The sequence below is a fragment of the Zymomonas mobilis subsp. pomaceae ATCC 29192 genome, from assembly GCF_000218875.1.
In the GTDB taxonomy this organism is placed as follows: domain Bacteria; phylum Pseudomonadota; class Alphaproteobacteria; order Sphingomonadales; family Sphingomonadaceae; genus Zymomonas; species Zymomonas pomaceae.
In genome coordinates this window covers 960472-982391 of sequence record NC_015709.1, presented here as the reverse complement: position 1 = coordinate 982391, position 21920 = coordinate 960472, and the positions used below count along the sequence as shown (strand labels likewise).

The window sequence follows — 21920 nt, the reverse complement described above, 5'->3', positions numbered from 1 at the left end:
AGGTGTTAAGGGTCAGCTTAACCGTGACACTGCCGTTTGAATACGTTCAAGCGCCTTTTTTAACATTTCTGTTGAGGTTGCATAGCTGATTCGGAATGCCGGAGAGAGACCAAAAGCTTCCCCATGGACAACGGCAACATTGGCTTCATCAATGAGATACGTTGTGAAGTCTTGATCTTTTTCGATCACTTTACCAGAAGGCATTTTCCGTCCAATAAGCGCCGAAATGTCAGGATACACATAAAAAGCGCCTTGTGGTTTTGGGCAGGATATACCTTCTATAGCGTTTAAACCTTCGACAACTAGATTGCGACGTCGGGCAAAGTCTGACGACCAGTCATTCAAAAATTCCTGTGGCCCATTTAAAGCTGCTACTGCGGCGGCTTGTGAAATAGAGCAAGGGTTGGAAGTTGATTGGGACTGAAGTTTCGCCATTGCCTTGATAAGGGCTTTTGGTCCACCGGCAAAACCAATCCGCCACCCAGTCATCGCGTAGGCCTTTGAACAGCCATTAAGCGTTAAAGTGCGATCGAAAAGATCAGGTGCGACCTCGGCTATCGTAGCAAAACGGAAATTATCAAAAATGATATGTTCATAAATATCATCTGATAAAATCCAAACATGAGGATGGCGGCGTAAGACTTCTGCCAATCCTTTTATCTCTTCTGCACTATAGGCTGCGCCTGTCGGATTGCTGGGAGAGTTAAAAACGAACCAACGCGTTTTCTTTGTAATCGCCTTTTCAAGTTGTTCCGGCGTGATTTTATAGTTTTGTTGAAGGGTCGCCTGAATAAAAACGGGATTTGCCCCACAAAAACGCACGATATCAGGATAGCTGACCCAGTAAGGGGCCGGAATGATGACTTCATCACCCTGATCAAGGGTTGCTGTTAACGCATTAAACAGGACATGTTTACCACCAGAACCCACCGAGATTTCATCATGACTATAAGTCAGATGATTATCTCGTTTGAATTTTCCAGCGATGGCCTCTTTTAATTCTGCAGTACCATCAACATTGGTATAGCGCGTTTTCCCGTCATGAATGGCCTGAATCGCCGCTTGTTTGACGAACTCTGGCGTTTCAAAATCAGGTTCACCCGCTCCAAGTGTAATAATATCCACCCCTTTTGATTTAAGTTCAATCACCCGACTGGTCACCAGGATCGTCGGAGAGGGTTGAATACGAGAAAGGGCGGCTGAAACGTGAACCATCTTTTTTCCTCTCAGGAAAAGCGGCGGACAGAAAAATTATCCGTCTTTTGAAATAGTATCCTTTGTTGATAGGTAAGATTTAGAGTGTAACCTCTATATTGCTTGCCATGCGGCGGATTTTTAGCGAAGTAATTTTGCCTTGACTAGTCCGAACAGATCATGACCGATAAGAAAACCTGATTGTAGATCCTTGATCGTGATTTTGGCTTCTTTTGCCTGATGACTGTCTAGCAAAGCCTGTCTAAGAAGGCCTGGTACTAAACCAAGCGAGAGGGGCGGGGTTAATAATTCATTTTTGTGCGTAACAAAGATATTACCGAAAGCGGTTTCTGTCGGATAATTTTTTGAATCCACCGCTAACCAGACAGTATCGTCTGCTTTATTTTCATTTAAATTTTCAAAAGCTTTTTCTGAATAAAAAGGTCTTGGCGTAAGCGCATGATACAGCCGTTTATCATCAGAGGATAAAGCTCTTTTTATAGAGTAACAGCCGATGGTTTTTGTGGGGCCTGTTTGCTGAGGCATTATCTCAATAACAATTTGTCCTGTATAGTTAATAGCCAATTGTATAAACTGAGGAGATGTAAGCGGAAAACATGCCATGTGGAGGCGATTGCGCACATCATGTCGATTATAGATGAAACCGAGCCGCTCGGCAGAATTTTCTAATCGGGTCAAATGTTGATCTAAGGCTGAAATGCCCGCAAGAGGTTCAAAGCGCATCACTTCTGTGAGCGCACTATATTTTTGCCAATCGATCAATGAAGGGGAGAATTCCTCTACAGATGGGGCGTTTTCTGTTATTTTACTTCTATTTTCTACCATAAAAACCAAGGCTGATTCATTAATGCCGCCTAATGGTTTTTGAAAAAGGCAGACAATTTAAACAGAAATATGACCTTGTAACGATAATGTTGCAAGATAACTTTAAATAACCTTTTAAAATTTGTCGTTTAGTAAAGATATAAAATAAAAATGATTTCTATGAATTTTTTAAGAAATCTATTTTTTAGCGAAATCCCATAGCTAAACTATAATCAATAATTAATTTTATGTCTTTTAGACAGGGTTAGTTGAAATTCCTGTTTTTGATATTTTGATAAAAAATATAGTCTAATTTAGGTACATCTAAAATTCAAAAATGTCAGGAGGGTATCGATAGACATCTTTAATTTAAGATGTTTTGTGTTTTTTATGTTTAACACGTATTATTTGATGCGTTCAGCGATTGCACCCATCGCCATAGCGTTATAATTATAGAACATGACTATTGCTATAGCTGACGCGCCTCGCCATTTCCTTTATCGCCCTGGTTTACTAACGCCGGATGATGCCCAGCGTCTAACCTCTAAAGCGCTGGGATATTGTGACGACGGGGAATTATATTTACAATATGGTGTCTCTGAAAGTTTTTCTTTCGACGATGGCCGATTGAAAAATGCTAGTTATGATAATCAATCGGGCTTCGGGCTTCGGGGCTTATCGGGTGAATCAACGGGCTTTGCCCATGCAAGCGAAATTTCAGCGGAGGCTATCCAGCGGGCTGGTGAAACCTTACGTTTATTAGATCCGACCAAAATATCACCCCCTTCGGCCCCTTCTCGTACTAATCGTCACCTTTATACCGATGCTAATCCCCTCACTTTAAAACCTTTTTCCGAAAAAGTGGCTTTGTGCCAAAAGATTGATGCGGCGGCTCGGGCTAGAGATCCGCATGTTTGCCAAGTATCAGTCGGCTTATCGGCTTCATGGAGCGTTATTGAAATTATAAGAGCCGACGGTTTTATTGCCCAAGACATTCGGCCTTTAGTTCGGCTAAACATTTCCGTTGTTGTTGAAAAGAATGGACGGCGAGAATCCGGCTTTTACGGATTGGGTGGTCGCTACCTTTATGACCCCATTTTTGAAGAAGCATCATGGCAACGCGGTATAGATATGGCCTTGGCTTCTGCTTTGGTAAATCTGGAAGCGGTACCCGCGCCTGTCGGAGAAATGCCAGTCGTGTTAGGGCCGGGTTGGCCTGGTGTGTTATTACATGAAGCGGTAGGACACGGATTAGAAGGTGATTTCAACCGAAAAGGTTCCTCTGTCTTTTCAGGTCGAATCGGCGAAAAAGTGGCAGCAGATGGTGTTACTGTTATTGATGATGGTTCTATTGCCGATCGTCGAGGATCACTCAGTATTGATGATGAAGGGACACCTACCAGTCGTACGGTGCTGATTGAAAACGGCATTTTAAAATCTTATATGCAAGATCGGTTGAACGCCCGTCTTATGGGGATGGCCCCTACGGGGAATGGACGTCGTGAAAGTTATGTGCACGCGCCTATGCCGCGTATGACCAACACCTTTATGGCTGCGGGACAAGAAGATCCTGCCGAGATTATGTCACGGGTTAAAAAAGGTATTTTTGCTAAAAATTTTGGTGGCGGACAGGTGGATATTACCAGTGGTAAATTCGTTTTTTCCTGCACTGAAGCTTATTTTATTGAAAATGGTCGGATTGGCGCGCCCATTAAGGGCGCTACATTGATTGGTGATGGCCCGACAGTTCTTAACAAAATCGCGGCTATCGGAAATGATTTAGCGTTAGATGAAGGTGTAGGTATTTGCGGTAAGGGGGGACAGTCTGTACCTGCAGGGGTTGGCCAACCCAGCTTATTAGTGGAAGGATTAACCGTCGGCGGAACGGCCACTTAAATTATTATAAGCAGTAGAACAGGGAATAGGCAATATTATCAAATATGCAGTGCCTATTCCCATCTATTACCAAATTAAAATGCCTTAAATTTCACTTTTTTTTAATAAATTTAACTGCGTTTATCTTAAATTATATAATTTAAAGGCTTTTTGAAAAAATTATTTCTTTTTTGGGAATAAAATCTATATTTTCTACAGGGATAAAAGCGTAACGTATTTAAATTTTATAATTCTGCTAAGTATAAATTTGGCAGAAGGAGAATAAAGATGGCGTATGATATATCGCCAACCCCTTTAAATTCCCATTATACGATTAAAGTAGCCTCTTATAATATTCACAAGGCTATTGGTAATGATCAACGGCGTGATCCTGAACGAATTTTAACCGTGCTCGATGAAATCGATGCTGATTGTATTGCTCTTCAGGAAGCTGATCATCGTTTTGGAAATCGCAGGGCTGTTTTACCTTTTGAGGCTATCAAGGCGCATGGCTATACTTACATTCCCTTGTCTTTACGATCTTGTAGTCTCGGGTGGCATGGGAATGCCTTACTGGTACGAGATTCGGCAGCCTGTTTAGGATATGAACGTCTAAGATTGCCTCGGCTTGAGCCACGGGGCGCTATAATAAGTGATATTCGGATAGCGGGCAATCCATGGCGCTTTATTGGTGCCCATCTTGATCTTTCTGGCCTATATCGTCGACGGCAGGTGGCCGCTATTATTAATAGTCTTAAGCAGACGCCCCAAGATTTACCAACGGTTGTCATGGGGGATTTTAATCAATGGCGTAAGCGTTTTGGTTGTCTTCGTTTATTACCTGATGATTTTAGAGCTTTACCCACCGGTGCCAGCTTTCCGGCCAATCGCCCGATTGGGACATTAGACCGAATTATTATTGGTCCTGGTATCAAATTATTAGCGTGCGGTGTTCACAATACACCCGTCGCTCAAAAAGCTTCTGACCATTTACCGATATGGGCAACCTTGTCTCTTTCTGCGTCTTCTGTTTTGTAATATTGCATCGTTTTTATGAATTTTTATATTTTTTCCCTATAAAAATACCCGCTTAAGAGTCACTCATTAGGTAATTTCTATTGGATAATAGTTTTGGCCTGCGTTAGGTTTTGTAAGAATAAAAGAACAAATATGTTTTTTTAAGCGAATTGTTATTCTAAATCATGCCAGCTTGTTGTGCTCTTTAGGGATATATCGGGGAATGCAGAAATTAAAAAGAAACGGGCAGAATCTGTTTAGCCCTGTTATTAATCAGATAGGGTTTTTAAAAAAAATCATCGGTATAACGGCGGTTGGTTTAACCACTCCGGTTTGGGCGGAAACGCCTGCCAGTATTGATAGCGGGGATACGGCTTGGATGCTGATCTCGACAGCCTTGGTTCTGTTGATGATTGTTCCGGGGTTGGCTTTATTTTATGTGGGAATGGTCCGCGCCAAAAATGCTTTATCTTTATTGACCCAAATTTTGTGTATGACGGCTGTGGTCATGGTGCTGTGGCCTTTAATCGGGTATTCCTTGGCTTTTAGTGGTTCTTCACCTTTCATTGGTGATTTGACTAATCTGTTTTTGAAAAAAGTAACGCCTGCCAGTATCTCGGGAAGTATTCCGGAATATGTTTTCATTTGTTATCAGATGACATTTGCTGCCATTACAGCGGCTTTGGCTTTGGGTGGTTTTGCTGAACGGATTAAATTCAAGGCGGTAATGCTTTTTACCCCGTTATGGCTGTTGCTGGTCTATCTGCCTTTAGCGCATATGGTGTGGTCATCTGATGGCTATTTCTTTAAAATGGGCGCCTTGGATTTTGCAGGTGGTACCGTTGTGCATATTAATGCCGGTATCTCGGCCTTGGTCGGCTGTCTGATTATTGGTAAACGCTCTGGCTATAACAAAGAATTAATGGCCCCCCATTCGATGATGATGACATTGACTGGTACTGGTTTATTATGGGTCGGCTGGTTCGGTTTCAATGCAGGTTCTGCCTTGGGGGCTAATGGTTCAGCCGGACTGGCGATGATTAATAGCTTTTTAGCGACAGCAACGGCAATTTTAACTTGGATCAGCCTTGAAGCAATGGTGGGGCGTAAACCTTCCTTGTTGGGGGCTTGTTCTGGTGCGATTGCAGGTTTGGTCGCTATTACCCCTGCTGCGGGTAATGCTGGTCCTATGGGCGGAATGATTATCGGTATCTTGGCTTCTTTTGGCTGCTTTTGGATGGTCATTTATGTTAAACCGAAACTGCAATTTGATGATGCCTTAGATGCCTTTGGGGTTCATGGCATCGGCGGGATTATTGGTTCTATCGCGACGGGTCTTTTTTGTTCACCTTTACTCGGTGGGCCGGGTAATGCGGATTATGCCATCGGACATCAGTTGCTTATTCAGGTTTTTGCTGTCGCCGTCGCTGTTCTTTGGTCAGCTATTGGTTCTACCATTGTTTTCTTTGTTGTTGATAAAATCGTTGGTTTACGTGTATCACCAGAAGAAGAAAATATTGGTTTAGATATTAGTGAACATGATGAACGTGCCTATAACCTTAATTTTTGATTTTGTTTTTAGACTTAATTTTTAAAATATTATTTTTTATTACAAGAAAAATATTTTATTTTTAAAAAATAAAGGGCAGGGCTTTTTTATAAGTTCTGCCTTTTATTTTTTATTTTTAAAAAATTGAAATTATTCAATATTTTATTATATATAATTTTAGTAGTATTTTTATTTTACGATAATAAGAAGTATGATTAAGTTTAATATTAGGCGTCTTGCTAAAATTTCCGTTGTAGCTTGATTTGTCTTTGTGACATTTGAAGATTTAAACTGTATTATATATCTATACAGAGTCTAGCGTGTAACTTCGCATTCATATTTGCTGAGCGTGAATGCTTTTGTGACGATTTTTCGTCTTTTTTGCTCAGCCAACAAACCGGAGAACCGGACCATGGCCGAAAAGGTCAATAATCTTCAGGATTTTTTCCTCAATACGCTGCGAAAAACAAGAACCCCTGTTACCATGTTTTTGGTTAAAGGGGTTAAATTGCAAGGTGTAATCACCTGGTTTGATAATTTCTCTATTCTATTGCGGAGGGATGGCCAGTCACAGCTTGTTTATAAACATGCCATTTCAACGATTATCCCTGCCCATCAACTGGATCAGTTGAAGGAAAGTCGTTCTATCATGGCAGAGCGGAAATCGAGTCTGTTACAAGATGTGTTTTTGTCTGCTGTTATGCAGCAACAAGAACCTGTCACCATGTTTTTAATCAATGGTGTGATGTTACAGGGCGAGATCGCCGCATTCGATTTATTCTGCGTTCTGTTGACACGCAATGATGACGCACAATTAGTTTACAAACATGCGGTTTCAACCGTACAGCCGGTTAAATCTATAGATTTGACAATGGCAGAAAGGCGGGAAGAAGATTGAGCGGTTTTGTCCGATCTGACGCAGATGGCGTTTCACAAGGGGCGCGGATATTAGTTGTTCTGCCGGAATTAGAAGATAATAATCGGCGTTCAACAGAAGCCCGTCTGGAAGAGGCAACCGGCCTAGCCCATGCTATTGGTCTGGATGTCGTGGCTAAGTTAGCGTTCCGTTTACGATCCCCAAAGGCTGCGACTTTATTCGGACAGGGACAGGTCGATCAAATCGTCACGGCGGCGAAAGATGAAGAAATTGATCTGGTGGTGGTTGATGGACCTTTAACTCCTATTCAGCAACGTAATCTTGAGACCGCCTTGGATGTTAAGGTCATCGATCGAACAGGGCTTATCCTTGAGATTTTTGGTGCACGCGCGGCAACAGCTGAAGGGCGCTTACAAGTCGAATTAGCCCATCTTGATTATCAGGCTGGACGTTTGGTTCGGAGTTGGACCCATCTTGAGCGGCAGCGTGGGGGGTTTGGATTCCTTGGCGGACCGGGTGAAACCCAGATTGAAGCCGACCGACGCATGATTCGTGACCGAATGGCTAAATTACGGCGCGATTTAGCCCAAGTAACGCGAACCCGCGGTTTACACCGTGCCAGACGAAAACGCGCTCCGTGGCCTGTTATTGCCTTGGTGGGTTATACCAATGCGGGTAAATCAACGCTTTTTAATAGATTAACCGGTGCTGATGTCATGGCCAAAGATTTGCTCTTTGCGACTCTTGATCCGACTATGCGCCAGATTGAGCTTCCCGGTATCGATAAGGCTATTCTTTCTGATACGGTTGGCTTTGTTTCGGATCTTCCAACGCAATTAGTGGCCGCCTTTCGCGCTACTTTGGAAGAGGTTACCGCAGCTGATTTAATTTTGCATGTTCGTGATATTGCACAGCCTGATAGCGATTCAGAACGCGATGATGTTGAACGTGTTTTAGCGGAAATCGGTATTGCTCCCGTTGAAGAAGGGGGTGAATTTGCTATCCCCATTATTGAAGCGTGGAACAAAAGTGATCTTTTATCCGAAGAAGCGCATGAAAGTTTAGCCGCCGAAGCCTCAAGACGTGAAGATGTCGCCTTGATTTCAGCGTGGACGGGTGAAGGTATCGAATCGCTACGCCATTTAATTTCAGAACGTTTATCAAATGCGCATCGGTTGCGTCATATTGATTTACCTTCAACTGAAGGGCAGGCTATGGCTTGGCTTCATGCCCATGGTGAAGTCGTCAATCAGACTATGAATGATCAGGCACAAATGGAATTTGATGTCAGGATGTCCGATGAAAATTGGGGGCGTTTTATCGAGCGCTTTGGTTTTCTTTATAACGATGAGACCACTTTAAAGAACGAAAAGGAAGGCTTGCATCCCCTATAAAGGGAGCGCTACTACCACAATATGGCTTTATATAACCCCGTATCTTCTGATCTAAGCGGCTTGTTGCTTTTGGCTTTACCCGCCATGAGAGATTCTGAATTTAAAGAAGCCGTTATTGCCTTATGTGCTTTTAATAGAGAAGGCGCTTTGGGATTAAATATCAGCCATATTGTGCCGGATGTTAGCTTGCATACGTTAATGCGCCAATTAGATATTAAGCCGGGTCTAGCACCGGACCGCCCTGTCCATGTGGGGGGGCCCTGTGAACCTCAGCGTGGTATGGTATTACATAGTCGTGATTGGCAAACAGCGGATAGCATGATGGTCGGTAAAGCATGGGCCCTTACAAGCACATTGGATATTCTTCATGCCTTGAGTCTTGGAAAAGGGCCAGATCATTGGCTTGTTGCTTTGGGCTATTCTGGTTGGGGTGCAGGGCAACTTGATCGGGAAATTAAACAGGCGGATTGGTTCATCACAAAGGCAGAAGATCATCTGCTTTTTAGCTGCTCTGCGAAAGATCGCTGGATACAAAGTTATCAAAGCGCAGGGGTTGATCTTCATCGGTTGGCGGTAAGCGTGGGACAGGCATAGATCAACAATATTAAATATAGAATTGTCTGTGGATTTTAATTTCTTTTTTATTAATTAATTAAAATTTATAGTATTTATCTGCGAATTTTATTCGTCTAATTTTTTATAAAAATCATATAAAAAATATTCATTTTCCGAGCCGGAGACGTTGTAGTGAATGCTCGCGAACCTAAACTTGTAACTGTTCCGTTAGTAGATTTGCATCCTACCCAAATTTCTGTCGGTATGCGTGAAGTAGCGATAAAGCGCCAAGGATGGCGTCAGGAAAAAACAGATAAGGCTTCTCTCTATCTGGGAAAGCATCTAATTCCCGTTATTCTTGGATCTCAAGAACAACCTTACGTTCTTGATCACCATCACTTATGCCGTGCCCTTTTAGATGAAGGTGTAGAAAAAGTAGCTATTACCGTAATAGCTAATCTTTCCAAATTAGAAGATGATCACTTCTGGTTTGTTATGGATAATCGGGGATGGATGCATCCTTTTGATGAAAAGGGAGATCGCCAATCTTATCAGGCTATTCCATCCGATTTAAAAGGCCTTAAAAATGACTCTTACCGCTCCTTAGCTGGGGCATTAAGGCGATCCGGTGGCTATGCTAAGGATACGACACCTTTTAGCGAATTTTTATGGGCTGATTATTTACGTCGTCAATTTAATGGCGAAGATATAGAAAAAGATTTTGATGCTGCCTTGAAAAAATCTTTGGTCTTGGCACGCCAAAAACAGGCTTCTTATTTGCCAGGTTGGTGCGGCCCTTTGTCATCAAATGCTTAAAAGAACAGCATAATTTTTTGTTTGATGTTCTTTTATCTGGGATTGCTTCACATATCTTCGATAAAATACGTTTTTTTGTTGTATTCTGCGCTTTCTTAAAAAAAGCGATTGAATAACTCTATCTATCAAGTTCTATAGGGTGATTAATCAATGGTGGGCGTGATGCTCATCATTATTGTTATTTCGATGAGGACGCCTGAACGCCTTAATATGCGATAAAGGTGAGGGATTATAGTGCATGCGTATCAGAATTGGCGTTTCAGTCGCCAGTAAAATTGGTTTTGCGTCTCATCAGAATGCCGTCCCTTTGTTGCATAGTCTTGAAGTTATCAATGAGACTGAGGAAGATTTTCAGGATTTAACGCTGACCTTAACGGCAGATTTACCCTTTATAAGGGAATCTCGATGGACAATCCCCTATCTTCATTCGAAAACAGTCTATTCCGTAGCCTTCCAGCCGATAACCTTAGAGGCAGCTTTTCTGCATGAGCTTAGAGAAAGCATAACCGCCCATCTGAATTTCACTTTGGTTAAAGGTGATGTTTTAATAACAGAACATTCCCTGCCTATTGAGCTTTTGTCTTATGATCAATGGGGCGGTTATAAAACAATGTCGGAATTATTACCGGCCTTTGTGATGCCGAATGATCCCGCTATCGATCGCATTTTAAAAACGGCAGCCGATGTTTTGGGGAAGGCCGGTCGTGACGAGACTATAGAAGGGTATAAGGCACAATCTCGTAGTCGGGTATGGGAAATTACTTCGGCTATCTGGTCGGCTTTATGTGGTTTACATATAGCCGAAGCAGAAATATCCGATAATTATACTGAAAATGGTCAAAAGATCAGAACACCAGAAAGAATAGTTTCAGGTCAGATAGCCAATCGTCTTGATTGTGCTTTATTATTAGCCGCTGTGCTTGAAAAGGCAGGCTTAAATCCGCTTGTCATTCTTTTAAAAGAAACAGTTTTAACAGGTGTCTGGTTACAACCAATAGAATTTGCTTCGCTTATTACCGATGAAGCCGCTGCTTTAAGACGCCGTATAGATCTTAAAGATATTTTGTTATTGGACTCAGGCTTTATTTTGCAGAGGATACCCGCCTCTTTAACTATTGCTGAAAAAAGTGCTTTACGAAAAATAGCGCCAGAATTTGCCTCTGATTTTGAAATGGCGATTGATATTCATCGGGCGCGTTTGCAAAAGATACGCCCTCTCAGCACAGTTTCAGAATTGGAAGATAGCGCTTCTATTGTGAATTGGGAGGCGGCAGAGGCTTTTGAATCCGCGCCTGCTTTGCCTGCTTTTGACGTTGAAAACGAAGAAAAAGGCATTATCGCTAAAGATCGCCTGACAAACTGGCAGCGTAAACTTCTGGAATTAACGCCCCGTAACCGCTTATTAAATTTACCGGCTAAAGGAAAGCTGGTGCCTTTGATTTGTTCAGACCCGATGCAGTTAGAAGCACGGTTGGCAGAAGGTAAAAAATTAAAAATAACTGCGCTTCCTGATCTTTCCGTAAGTGGACGAGATAAAAATCTTTATGCGGCCCAAAATCAGGGCGATTTAATAGCAGAAATAGCAGCGGCAGCGCTTACACGCGGTGAGATTATGTCTTCCTTGTCTTCCAAAGCTTTGGAAGCGACCCTTATAGACCTTTACCGTAAAGCAAGAAGTGATGTTGATGAAGGCGGGGCTAATACTTTGTTTTTGGCCGTGGGATTTCTAAAATGGAAACGGAATCCTGACGAAGAACGGCATTATCTGGCCCCTCTGATCTTAATACCTGTTACCTTAGAAAGAAAAAGTGCCTTGTCAGGTGTCGTTATGACACGGCATGAAGATGAAATACGCTTTAATCTGACATTGCTGGAAATGCTTCGTCATGATTTTAATCTTACTATTCCTGCTTTAAATGGTGTTTTACCTGAACGGGACGGTCAGGTTGATATTGAAGCTATTTGGACCATTATACGCCATACCATTCGGGATATGAAAGGTTTTGAGCTGATCCCGGAGAGTATGCTCAGCACGTTTTCTTTTGTTAAATATCTGATGTGGAAAGATCTTACCGATCGTTCCGATCAGTTAAAAGAAAGTCCACTTGTTCGCTATCTTTTAGATAGGAAACCCGAAAATCTTCCTAAAAACAAGCCTTTTCCTGTTGCAGAAAATCTTGATAATGCGGTTAAACCTGGAGAACTTTTTACGCCGCTTCCTGCGGATAGTTCGCAACTAGCGGCTATTGTCGCCTCGGCTAAGGGATGTGATTTTGTTCTGGATGGCCCTCCTGGCACTGGGAAATCCCAAACTATTGCAAATATTATTGCCCATAATTTAGCCTTAGGGCGGCGTGTGTTGTTTGTTGCCGAAAAAAAGGCAGCGCTTGATGTCGTTCAACGTCGTCTAAACGCTAAAGGTTTAGGGGACTTCTGTTTGGAACTACATTCCAGCAAGGCCACCCGAGCAGAAGTCATAAAACAGCTTAATCGCGCTTGGACGGCGAGTAAGGATGTTACAGAAGAAGACTGGAAGATCGAAGCCGAAAAATTAAGGATATTGCGTGATAATCTTAATGAGGTTGTACAGTTACTTCATCAGCGTCAACCCAATGGTTTGACGCTTTATCAAGCAATCGGTTTAGTCGTGCGCGATGGAGGCCGTGCGGTACCACGATTAACTTTTTATCATCCGTTACAGCATAGTGAAAAAGATTTAGCGCATTTTCGTGATCTTGCGCGACGTTTAGGGCTAGCGTGGCAGGAAGTCGGTGATTTACCGCAAGATTTTGAATCTGTTACGGTCAGTGAATGGTCTAATGGCTGGCAAGACGCTATTGTTGCGGCGGCTAAAAAATTACAAAGAGCCGTAACGGAAGTCGAAGCCGCCAAAGAGGCTATTATAGATGCTTCCGGTCTTTCTGTGGTTATAAACACTCGGGATGATTTAGAACAGTTAAGTAGTTTTATCCATCTATTGGGCCAAGCGTATGGTCATAACTGTTATCTGACTTTTTCACCTAAAAAAGACAAAATTATAGAGGCTGCCCATCAGGCCATCTCCCTTTTAAAAAGCTATAGAAAAGAAGCTGCCGGCCTTTCTGTGCGCTATGATCGTGACATTTTAAAACGTCTTCGCAGTCATCCGCGCAGTCTATGGAATGAGTGGGAAAAAGCCGAACAACGCTTTTGGTTTTTAGCCGGTTTTGAGAAGAAAAAAATTATCAAGCGCTTGGCAAAGGCAGGTCGGACAAAAGGGAAAATTGACGCTGCTCATGATTTGCCACGTTTGGTGATGATGGCGCGATTATATGAGAAGCTTTATCAATTAAAAAAAGCTGTGCCTGAAATAAAGAATTTTGCGGGTTGGAAAGATATTGGCAGTCATTTAGGTATGATTGAAGATGAGTGCCGTTTTGCAGAGGATTTAGAAGCAGCGATAATAGCCCAAGCCGCTAATCCCGAGCATCTGATAACTTTAAGACAATCCGTCAAAAATTTAGTGATTGAGGCTAATGCCTTATTAGAGCCGACCTCTCCGCTGATGATTGCAGCAAGACGGCTGAAAAAGGCTTTACAAGGCGTTGATAGAACAAAAGAGCATTTTGTTTCCTTAGCCGATTCGCCTTTATCCGATGATCCCAAATCATGGCTTGCCTTAGCTGAAACGGTCATTAACCAAGAAAACCGCTTACAAGCTTGGGCGAATTGGCAGCGCATACGTTACGAGGCGGTTTCAGCCGGTTTAAAACCGTTGGTAGAGGCTATCGAAAGCCATGCTGTGACGGGTGAAAATGCCTTATCGGTTTTTGAAGCCGCTTATGCCCGCTGGTTTGCCAGTAATCTTATTGATGCTGAACCAAGATTACGACGCTTTTCTTCGGCGATGCAAATGGCTGACATCGCTGCTTTTCGTAAGCTGGATGACCATTTATCGGAATTAGCCATCCAGTACATCCGTGCACAGCTTTCTAAACGGATCGCGGTTGATGAAAAAGAAGGGCTACCAGCAGGCTATGCTACGCTGAAAATGCAATTGCAGTTAAAACAACATCACATGCCTATTCGTCAGTTAATTACAGAAATGGGTAAGGATTTTAGCCGTTTAACCCCTTGCATGCTGATGAGCCCTCTTTCTGTGGCGCAATTTTTACCACCAGATCATGATTTATTTGATTTGGTTATTTTCGATGAAGCCTCTCAGATTGCGCCTTGGGATGCTATTGGAGCCATGGCCCGAGGAAAACAGGTTATTGTCGCGGGCGATCCACGCCAGATGCCGCCGACCAGCTTTTTTAATCGCTCTGTCCAAAATGATGATTTAGAAACTGATACAGAACGGGATATGGAAAGCATCCTTGATGAATGTTTGACCGCCGGTATTCCCATGCATTCCTTGAGCTTTCATTATCGTAGTCGCCATGAAAGCCTGATCGCTTTTTCAAATTATAGCTATTACGATGGGGGGTTAGTCACTTTTCCAGCACCTGTCCGTAAAGAAAGCGCTGTCCATTGGCGGCGCGTTGAAGGCGTTTATAGTCGAGGCCGCAATCGCGTGAATGCGATTGAAGCACAGGCCATGGTTGATGAAGCAATCACCCGTTTGACCATGCCTGAATTCAATCAGCAAGGTTGGTCTTTGGGTATTATTACGCTGAACACTGACCAGCAAAGATTGGTTGAAGATCTGTTGGATAAAGCCCGACGAGATCATCCTGAAATTGAACATCATTTTAGTGATACGCTTGCCGAGCCCGTCACCGTTCGTAATCTTGAAACGGTTCAAGGCATTGAACGAGATATTATTATTTTAGGGATTGGTTTTGGCCCGACTGAACCTAATGCGCCTACTATGTTGATGTCCTTTGGCCCCTTATCCGCTGAAGGGGGATGGCGACGGCTTAATGTCGCTTTGACGCGGGCAAGGCAAGAAATGATTCTGTTTACGTCTTTTGGGCCGGAAATGATTGATCTTAACCGGACAACATCAAGAGCTGTGATTGATCTGAAGCATTTTATCGAATTTGCGGATCGGGGCCCACAGGCTTTTTCAACCGCCGTCCATGGATCATTAGGCGGTTATGATTCTCCTTTTGAAGAAGCCGTCGCAGGAGAATTAATGCAGCGTGGATGGCAAGTCGCTTCTCAGATTGGGGTATCTCGCTTTCGGATCGATCTTGGCGTTGTCCATCCCGATCGCCCAGGCGATTATCTGGCCGGTGTAGAATGTGATGGCGCAACCTATCATAGCGCAGCGACAGCCCGTGATCGGGATAAGGTGCGGGCGGCTATATTGTCAGAATTGGGGTGGAAATTACTGCGCGTTTGGTCAACCGATTGGTGGGTCGATAAACAAAGTGCAGCCGATCATTTGCATAAAGGTTTAATGGCTTTACTGGAAGAAGATCGGCTTAAAAGAACAGTGCCGGAGGCTCTGGGATGAGATATTATAAAGCTTTAGACGATTAAAAGGCTATAATTTCGTTGAGTATTCAAAAATTAAGAGATTTGAGACATTAAAATTTCATCTAATCTTTAAGTAGAAAAAGCTGATGTCTCAATTTTTATTAGGTCTTATAAAACAAGCATCTGAAAAGATCGGTGGAGTGTGGAATGAAGTTAACCGAAAAAACCTTTGATCTTTTTCAGGAAGATGGAACGCTGCTTGAAAAAAACATTCGCTTTCTTGAGAATGGAGAAATTTCTGGAGCACAGCATTTCGAACGGCAATATTGGTCGGTTATCGGAACTCAGATTGCGTTGACTAATCAAAACAAAACACCATCTATCCTTTTTGCCTGCTGCCTTGAACATAATGACCTTTTTATCTTTTTTGGTCAGGGCACGACACGTTCAGAGGAAAAACCACGCTATATTTTGTTAGAACGAGGCGAGTTAGAACGAGGCGAGGATGCTGCACCGGCTGTTGCGGATATGACGCCAGCCTTAATAATATTAGAACGAAAATTGGATCAGATACGTGATACTGTGAATTTGGTCTCTCAACGTAGCACGCGACAGTCGCAGAAAATAAAAGTTTTATTCTTAATTCACAATATTTCTATGTGGGATAGTCTGCATGATATTTATATGATCATGCGTGAAAGCGATAACTTTGAACCTGTTGTCGCAACCTCTCCTCGATATTTTCCTGAAACGCAAGATTATCAGGCAGAAGAGGACGTTCATCAAGGTTTAGAAAAGGAGGCTATTCCTCATATTCGTTTTAAGAATAATTTTGACGAGGCTCTTCAGGTCATAAAAGCTATTGGACCCGATATTATTTTTCGGCAGATGCCTTGGGAAGTAAATACACCTGAATCTTTTCAGACCCAGAATCTTAATTTTGCCCGTCTTTGCTATGTTCCTTATTATGGCTTGAATATCCTTGAACGCCTCACTTCGGGAGAAGAGGAAGAACAGGATTTCTCTATTGATCAGTATTTCCATCGTATGTGCTGGCGTATCTATTGTGAGAATGACCTTCTTTATCAGCGGATGAAAAAGAAAGCTTTGCGCGGAGGGGATAATATTGTTGTCAGTGGCCATCCCAAATTAGACCGTTTATGGAACGCCCGAAAGCATCCCGCATGGCCTATTAAAAGTGAAGGTAAGAAAAAATTTCGTTTAATCTGGGCGCCCCATCATTCAGTAGGTGAGGGCTGGTTAGATTTTGGGACTTTTCCGCAAAGCTTTGGGGATATGCTACATTGGGCTGAAAATGCACCTGACATTGAATTTGTGCTAAAGCCTCATCCTTTATTATTTAACGCTTTATTATTATACCAAATATTTACAGAAGCCCAAGTCGAACAATTCAAAAAACTATGGAATCGTTTACCCAATACCGCTTTAGTAGAAGGGGGCGATTATGGGCCGTTATTGGCAGCTTCTGATGCAATGATAACCGAAGGTGTCAGCTTTTTAGCTGAATATCAGGTTTTTTATGATAAACCGCTGATCTTTCTTGATAGCCAGCGTCATCGTGCTTTTAATGAAATAGGGCAAAAAATTATGCGTGGTGCTTATGATGTGACCACCATTGCCCAAGCACAGGCGTTTATTGACAATTATCGACAGGAAGGAAACGATCCGCTTCACGCTATCAGAAAAGAAAATTTTGAAATGATGGTACCGTGGCCGGGACAAGCCGCCAAACGGATAGTGGATGATATTCAGAATCATATAGCTTTATAAATCATAAAGAAATTCTTCTTTATAAAAGGCTCAATTGCCGGAGAATAAAATGGCTATAGCGGTTATTTTGGCAGGTGGAAAAGGCATCCGTTTTGGTGATGCTATCCCAAAGCAGTTTAAGACTTTGGGGGGAAAGCCCATCATTCAATATACGATTGAGGCTTTCTTTTTTCATCCTGATATTGATGAACTGATTATTACTTATCCCACCGATTATAAGGCCGAAATCGAAAAAATTGCTTCCGCTTTTTCAGGTCATAAAGCTATAACACTTGTGGCAGGAGGCGCTTCCCGTATGGAAACAACGCTTGCCGCTTTAAATGTTATTGGCGAGCAGCGTAAAAAGGTTTTGTTCCATGATGCGGTGCGGCCTTTTGTTTCGCATGATATTATCAGCCAAACGATCTTAGCCCTAGACAATTATGATGCTGTGGATGTCGTCATTCCGACTGCTGATACTATTGTCGAAATTGATGCAGCCGAAAAACAATTAACGGCTATTCCAGAAAGAAGTCGGTTACGCCGCGGTCAAACGCCCCAAGGATTTTGGGCAGATTCCCTTAAAGCGGCCTATCAAACTATGGATACAGAAAGGCTAAATCACTTTTCTGATGATTGCGGCGTATTCTTAGATCAGAATCCGACAGCCGCTATCGGTATAGTAGCGGGTGATGACAAAAACATCAAAATCACAACACCGATAGACTTCTTTTTAGCGGAACAGATTTTGTATTCAGGACAAGCGGCAAGTCGTTCCGTCCTTTCAGAAAAGAAACAAAAAAAATCTGTCATTATTTTCGGGGCGTCTTCGGGATTAGGGGCTGCTGCCATCCAAGCGATGAAAGAACAAGGCTGGTTAGTATTCCCGGCGTCCAGAAGCACAGGGGTTGATATTCGTCATGCGGAACAGGTTCAGTCTTTTTTTAAAGAGGTATTGAATAAGACCTCTACTATAGATGCGGTTGTTATTTTTTCAGGTATTTTGAAAACAGGCAAAATTACTGAAATGAACCCTTCAGATATTCGCGAAATGATAGATGTTAATCTGGTCGGCACTATCAATGTAGCGCTGACCGCTTATCCTTATCTTAAGAAGGCGGGCGGCCATCTGTTATTAGTCAGTTCCAGTAGCTATTTCAGAGGCAGAGCAAATTCCGCTGTCTATTCAGCCTCTAAAGCGGCAGTCGTTAATTTAACCCAAGCCTTATCAGAAGAATGGGCTGATGATAACATCGCGGTATCTTGTATTGCCCCCCGTCGCGCCAATACGCCTATGCGCCGCAAAGCATTTCCCAAAGAAAATCCAGCGGTTTGTTTGGCACCTGAGGTGGTCAGTAAAGAGGTTATAGGTATGCTTATGCATCCCCAAACCGGCTTGATTAAGCATATTTACTGAAGAGCCACTTTTTTGGTTACCTTTTCACCTTATTTTATTCAGCTGCGGCCAAAAAGTTTTTCGATATCTTTATGGCCGAGCTTTACCCATGTCGGACGGCCGTGATTACATTGTCCACTATGGGGCGTGATTTCCATTTCACGTAAAAGGGCATTCATTTCGGCCAAGGACAGCAATCGACCTGCACGGACAGAGCTATGACATGCCATAGTCGCCACGATATGATCGAGTTTTTCTTTTAATAGAAGGGCTTGGTCATAAGCAGCAATTTCACCCGCCAAATCTTTTACCATTTCTTTTACCGCGCAATTCCCTAAAAGCCCCGGTGTCGCCCGGACCAAGATAGCTTGTTGGCCAAAGCGTTCAGTCTCTAACCCCATCGCTGAAAATTCTTCCTGTCGGCTTTCAAATAAATCGCAGGCCGTTTCATCCATTTCGACGACTTCTGGCAGCAATAAACGTTGTGCTGTTATCTGTCCTTCTGCCAGGGCACGTTGCATTCTTTCCATGACTAGCCGTTCATGGGCGGCATGTTGATCAACCAACACCAAACCATCTTTCGCCTCGGCTACAATATAAGTAGCCGCCACTTGTCCTCGGGCTAATCCTAGTGGGAAATCATTGTGTCCACTGGGAATTTTGGCTGTATTTAAAGGACGATCTCTTCCCATTGGGGGTAGTTTTGGATGGCCTGTTATGCTCCAAAGATCAGCAGACCGACTTTTTAGGGGTAACGTCTTGAAATCTGACGAGCTTTCCGGTTCTTTGGCTTTAAAGGGAATAGCCGATTCAGAAACAGCAGATGGCGAAGATAAAAAGGCCGCTTCCTTTTCTTCTGAAGGTGATAAGGGCACGGCGGGTTGATCGCTGGTTTGCCAACGCCCCATGGCTTCGACATTGGCTGGTTGTGCTGATCTAAAACCAGAAAGATCAAGACTTTCGCGTAAAGCAGTAATAAGGAGCCCCCGAACAGCCGTCGCATCCCGAAAGCGGACTTCGCTTTTGGCAGGATGGACATTGATATCGACGTCACTACCCGGAAGTTTTAGAAATAAGGCTAGAACAGGATGACGGTCTTTAGCTAGCAAATCATGGTACGCTGCCCTGACAGCCCCGATAAGTATTCGATCTTTTACGGGGCGGCCATTAACAAACAGATATTGATGATCTGGCAAGCCACGATGAAAAGTAGGTAGGCTGGCCACCCCTTCTACCTTCATTTGGTCTCGTTGATAGTTTATCGATACGCTATTATCCTTTAGCGTTCTATCGATGATAGTCGTTACTCTTTGTGCCTGATTTTCACCTGCCATAAGTGAAAAAATCCGGCGGCCATCATGTTCCAGGGAAAAACCTATATCGGGTCGTGCCATCGCTAATCGGCGAACAATATCAAGGCAGGCTATATACTCACTTTTAGCGCTACGCATGAATTTACGTCGCGCTGGAAGGCGTGCGAATAAATCTTCTACCTTTATTCTTGTACCATGAGGGAGGGCGGCTGGCCCTTCTTTTTCCAACTGACCATTATCAATAGTCCGTTGCCATCCGCTGTCACTATCAAGAATGCGGCTTTCTAAAACAAGGCGGGCAACACTCGCAATAGAAGGCAGCGCTTCTCCCCGAAAGCCAAGCGTCGTAACAGCTTCTATGGCATCATTATCGGGTAATTTTGAGGTTGCATGACGTTCCAAGGCCAGCGCCATTTCATCAGCAGAAATACCGATACCATTATCGATAACCTCAAGGCCTTCTAATCCACCCGCTAAAAGGCGAATGCTAATATGGGTCGAACCGGCATCTATAGCATTTTCGACCAATTCTTTAAGCGCACTTGCTGGTCTTTCAACGACTTCTCCAGCTGCGATACGATTTATCACATCCTCTGGTAGACGGCGTATTGACATATCGGTAACCCTGCCCCAAGCGCTTTTCTTCAGCTTTCCGGTTTAATATTTATGTGAAACTGGAGAATGACTTTTTATAAAGTTTTATAAATAGTATATTGATGTTCAGGATCGGTATAGGGAATATAAAATAATTGTCTCACCTATTCCTTTATACCGGTGTATCATCAATATATCGAGTAATCTCGGTAAGAGAAGCTTATAGCCTTTCTTACCTCATTCCTAAAGCCCCTTGCTAGCGGACGGATGCCTGAATGTCTCTTTTTACCCGCCTGTTTAAATTCATGTCCCATGACATGGCGATTGATCTTGGAACCGCTAATACTGTTGTTTATCTGCGTGGCCGCGGCATTGTTTTGAACGAGCCTTCTGTGGTGGCTATTGAAACTTTAAATGGCGTTAAGCGGGTGCGTGCTGTTGGTAATGATGCCAAACTAATGATGGGGAAAACCCCCGATAGCATTCAGGCTATTCGTCCGATGCGCGATGGCGTCATTGCTGATATTGATGTTGCAGAGCAGATGATTAAGCATTTTATCCAAAAAGTGCACGGAGGAAAGGCACGTCCGTGGCGTTTTCCTGAAATCGTCGTCTGTGTACCATCAGGCTCCACTTCTGTGGAACGGCGGGCTATTCGTGATGCGGCCTCTAATGCAGGGGCTAGTCAGGTTTTTTTGATTGATGAGCCAATGGCGGCCGCGATTGGGGCAGAAATGCCCGTTACCGAACCGATCGGGTCTATGGTTGTTGATATAGGCGGCGGCACAACCGAAGTGGCAGTGTTGTCTTTGCGCGGCTTGGCTTATACTACCTCTGTCCGGGTTGGCGGCGATAAAATGGATGAAGCGATTGGCTCTTATGTCCGTCGTAATTTTAATCTTCTGATCGGAGAAGCTACCGCTGAACGTATTAAGAAGGAAATGGGCACCGCTCGTATGCCCGACGATGGCATTGGTATGACGATCAGTATTAAAGGTCGTGATCTTGTTAATGGTGTCCCAAAAGAAATCCAGATTAATCAGGCTATGATTGCCGAAGCTTTATCCGAGCCTGTGGCGGCTATTGTCGAAGGTGTCCGCTTGGCGCTTGAAAATACGGCCCCAGAACTGGCCGCCGACATTGTCGATCAGGGCATTGTTTTAACGGGGGGCGGTGCTTTACTTTCTGGATTGGATACTGTTTTACGTGAAGAAACCTCATTACCTGTTACTATTGCGGATGATCCTTTGACTTGTGTTGCCATGGGAACAGGACGGGCGCTTGAAGATCCAACTTTCAGGGCTGTTTTACAAACAGCCTGAGTTTATACGATGAGATA

General features: G+C 43.4%; 14 protein-coding genes. 11 read left to right on the top strand and 3 right to left on the bottom strand.

Annotated elements, in window-relative coordinates:
• Window positions 1-12: 12 nt before the first annotated feature.
• Both ZYMOP_RS04395 and ZYMOP_RS04390 read right to left on the bottom strand, forming a co-directional pair.
• Window positions 13-1215 (bottom strand): pyridoxal phosphate-dependent aminotransferase, encoded by a 1203-nt coding sequence (locus ZYMOP_RS04395; RefSeq protein WP_013934151.1) that lies wholly within the window; start codon window positions 1213-1215, stop codon window positions 13-15.
• A gap of 120 nt (window positions 1216-1335) precedes the next feature.
• Entirely contained in the window at window positions 1336-1977 is a 642-nt protein-coding gene (locus ZYMOP_RS04390) for an aminotransferase class IV (protein WP_041581974.1), read from the bottom strand.
• A 501-nt stretch (window positions 1978-2478) separates the two neighbouring features.
• On the opposite strand from ZYMOP_RS04390, the gene tldD reads away from it, so the two are divergent.
• The 10 genes from tldD (at window position 2479) to ZYMOP_RS04340 (ending at window position 18695) form a co-directional block, all read left to right on the top strand.
• The gene (gene tldD, locus ZYMOP_RS04385) at window positions 2479-3915 is read left to right on the top strand and encodes a metalloprotease TldD (protein WP_013934149.1); all 1437 of its coding nucleotides are present in this window, start codon (window positions 2479-2481) and stop codon (window positions 3913-3915) included.
• Window positions 3916-4182: 267 nt separating this feature from the next.
• Window positions 4183-4932, top strand: coding sequence for an endonuclease/exonuclease/phosphatase family protein (locus ZYMOP_RS04380; RefSeq protein ID WP_013934148.1), 750 nt, complete (start codon window positions 4183-4185; stop codon window positions 4930-4932).
• Between the two features lie 202 nt (window positions 4933-5134).
• A complete protein-coding gene (locus ZYMOP_RS04375; RefSeq protein WP_013934147.1) occupies window positions 5135-6481 on the top strand; it encodes an ammonium transporter in 1347 nt (448 codons plus the stop codon).
• 391 nt (window positions 6482-6872) lie between these two features.
• A complete protein-coding gene (gene hfq, locus ZYMOP_RS04370; RefSeq protein WP_013934146.1) occupies window positions 6873-7358 on the top strand; it encodes an RNA chaperone Hfq in 486 nt (161 codons plus the stop codon).
• Window positions 7355-8731, top strand: a complete 1377-nt coding sequence (hflX, locus tag ZYMOP_RS04365; RefSeq protein ID WP_013934145.1) for a GTPase HflX — start codon at window positions 7355-7357, stop codon at window positions 8729-8731. The genes hfq and hflX overlap by 4 nt, the downstream gene beginning before the upstream one ends.
• A 21-nt stretch (window positions 8732-8752) precedes the next feature.
• Window positions 8753-9325, top strand: coding sequence for a YqgE/AlgH family protein (locus tag ZYMOP_RS04360; protein ID WP_013934144.1), 573 nt, complete (start codon window positions 8753-8755; stop codon window positions 9323-9325).
• A gap of 153 nt (window positions 9326-9478) precedes the next feature.
• Window positions 9479-10102, top strand: a complete 624-nt coding sequence (locus ZYMOP_RS04355; RefSeq protein WP_013934143.1) for a ParB-like protein — start codon at window positions 9479-9481, stop codon at window positions 10100-10102.
• A 238-nt stretch (window positions 10103-10340) separates the two neighbouring features.
• Window positions 10341-15545: a DUF4011 domain-containing protein gene (locus tag ZYMOP_RS04350; RefSeq protein WP_013934142.1), complete on the top strand. Its 5205-nt coding sequence runs from the start codon at window positions 10341-10343 to the stop codon at window positions 15543-15545.
• A 170-nt stretch (window positions 15546-15715) separates the two neighbouring features.
• Entirely contained in the window at window positions 15716-17299 is a 1584-nt protein-coding gene (locus ZYMOP_RS04345) for a glycosyltransferase family protein (RefSeq protein WP_013934141.1), read from the top strand.
• Window positions 17300-17348: 49 nt separating this feature from the next.
• Window positions 17349-18695 carry a bifunctional cytidylyltransferase/SDR family oxidoreductase gene (locus ZYMOP_RS04340; protein WP_013934140.1) on the top strand — a complete coding sequence of 449 codons (1347 nt, stop codon included), beginning with the start codon at window positions 17349-17351 and terminating at the stop codon, window positions 18693-18695.
• A gap of 38 nt (window positions 18696-18733) precedes the next feature.
• Here the strand turns inward: ZYMOP_RS04340 and mutL are convergent, their stop codons facing one another.
• On the bottom strand, window positions 18734-20602 hold the full coding sequence (mutL, locus tag ZYMOP_RS04335) for a DNA mismatch repair endonuclease MutL (protein ID WP_013934139.1): 1869 nt from the start codon (window positions 20600-20602) through the stop codon (window positions 18734-18736).
• A 254-nt stretch (window positions 20603-20856) separates the two neighbouring features.
• On the opposite strand from mutL, the gene ZYMOP_RS04330 reads away from it, so the two are divergent.
• Window positions 20857-21903, top strand: a complete 1047-nt coding sequence (locus ZYMOP_RS04330) for a rod shape-determining protein (RefSeq protein ID WP_013934138.1) — start codon at window positions 20857-20859, stop codon at window positions 21901-21903.
• The last annotated feature ends 17 nt before the right edge of the window (window positions 21904-21920 follow it).

Coding starts and splice junctions, on each gene's coding strand:
- ZYMOP_RS04395 (WP_013934151.1), bottom strand. CDS start 1,215: ATGGTTCACGTTTCAGCCGCCCTTTCTCGTATTCAACCCTCTCCGACG.
- tldD (WP_013934149.1), top strand. CDS start 2,479: ATGACTATTGCTATAGCTGACGCGCCTCGCCATTTCCTTTATCGCCCT.
- ZYMOP_RS04380 (WP_013934148.1), top strand. CDS start 4,183: ATGGCGTATGATATATCGCCAACCCCTTTAAATTCCCATTATACGATT.
- ZYMOP_RS04375 (WP_013934147.1), top strand. CDS start 5,135: ATGCAGAAATTAAAAAGAAACGGGCAGAATCTGTTTAGCCCTGTTATT.
- hfq (WP_013934146.1), top strand. CDS start 6,873: ATGGCCGAAAAGGTCAATAATCTTCAGGATTTTTTCCTCAATACGCTG.
- ZYMOP_RS04360 (WP_013934144.1), top strand. CDS start 8,753: ATGGCTTTATATAACCCCGTATCTTCTGATCTAAGCGGCTTGTTGCTT.
- ZYMOP_RS04350 (WP_013934142.1), top strand. CDS start 10,341: ATGCGTATCAGAATTGGCGTTTCAGTCGCCAGTAAAATTGGTTTTGCG.
- ZYMOP_RS04345 (WP_013934141.1), top strand. CDS start 15,716: ATGAAGTTAACCGAAAAAACCTTTGATCTTTTTCAGGAAGATGGAACG.
- ZYMOP_RS04340 (WP_013934140.1), top strand. CDS start 17,349: ATGGCTATAGCGGTTATTTTGGCAGGTGGAAAAGGCATCCGTTTTGGT.
- mutL (WP_013934139.1), bottom strand. CDS start 20,602: ATGTCAATACGCCGTCTACCAGAGGATGTGATAAATCGTATCGCAGCT.
- ZYMOP_RS04330 (WP_013934138.1), top strand. CDS start 20,857: ATGTCTCTTTTTACCCGCCTGTTTAAATTCATGTCCCATGACATGGCG.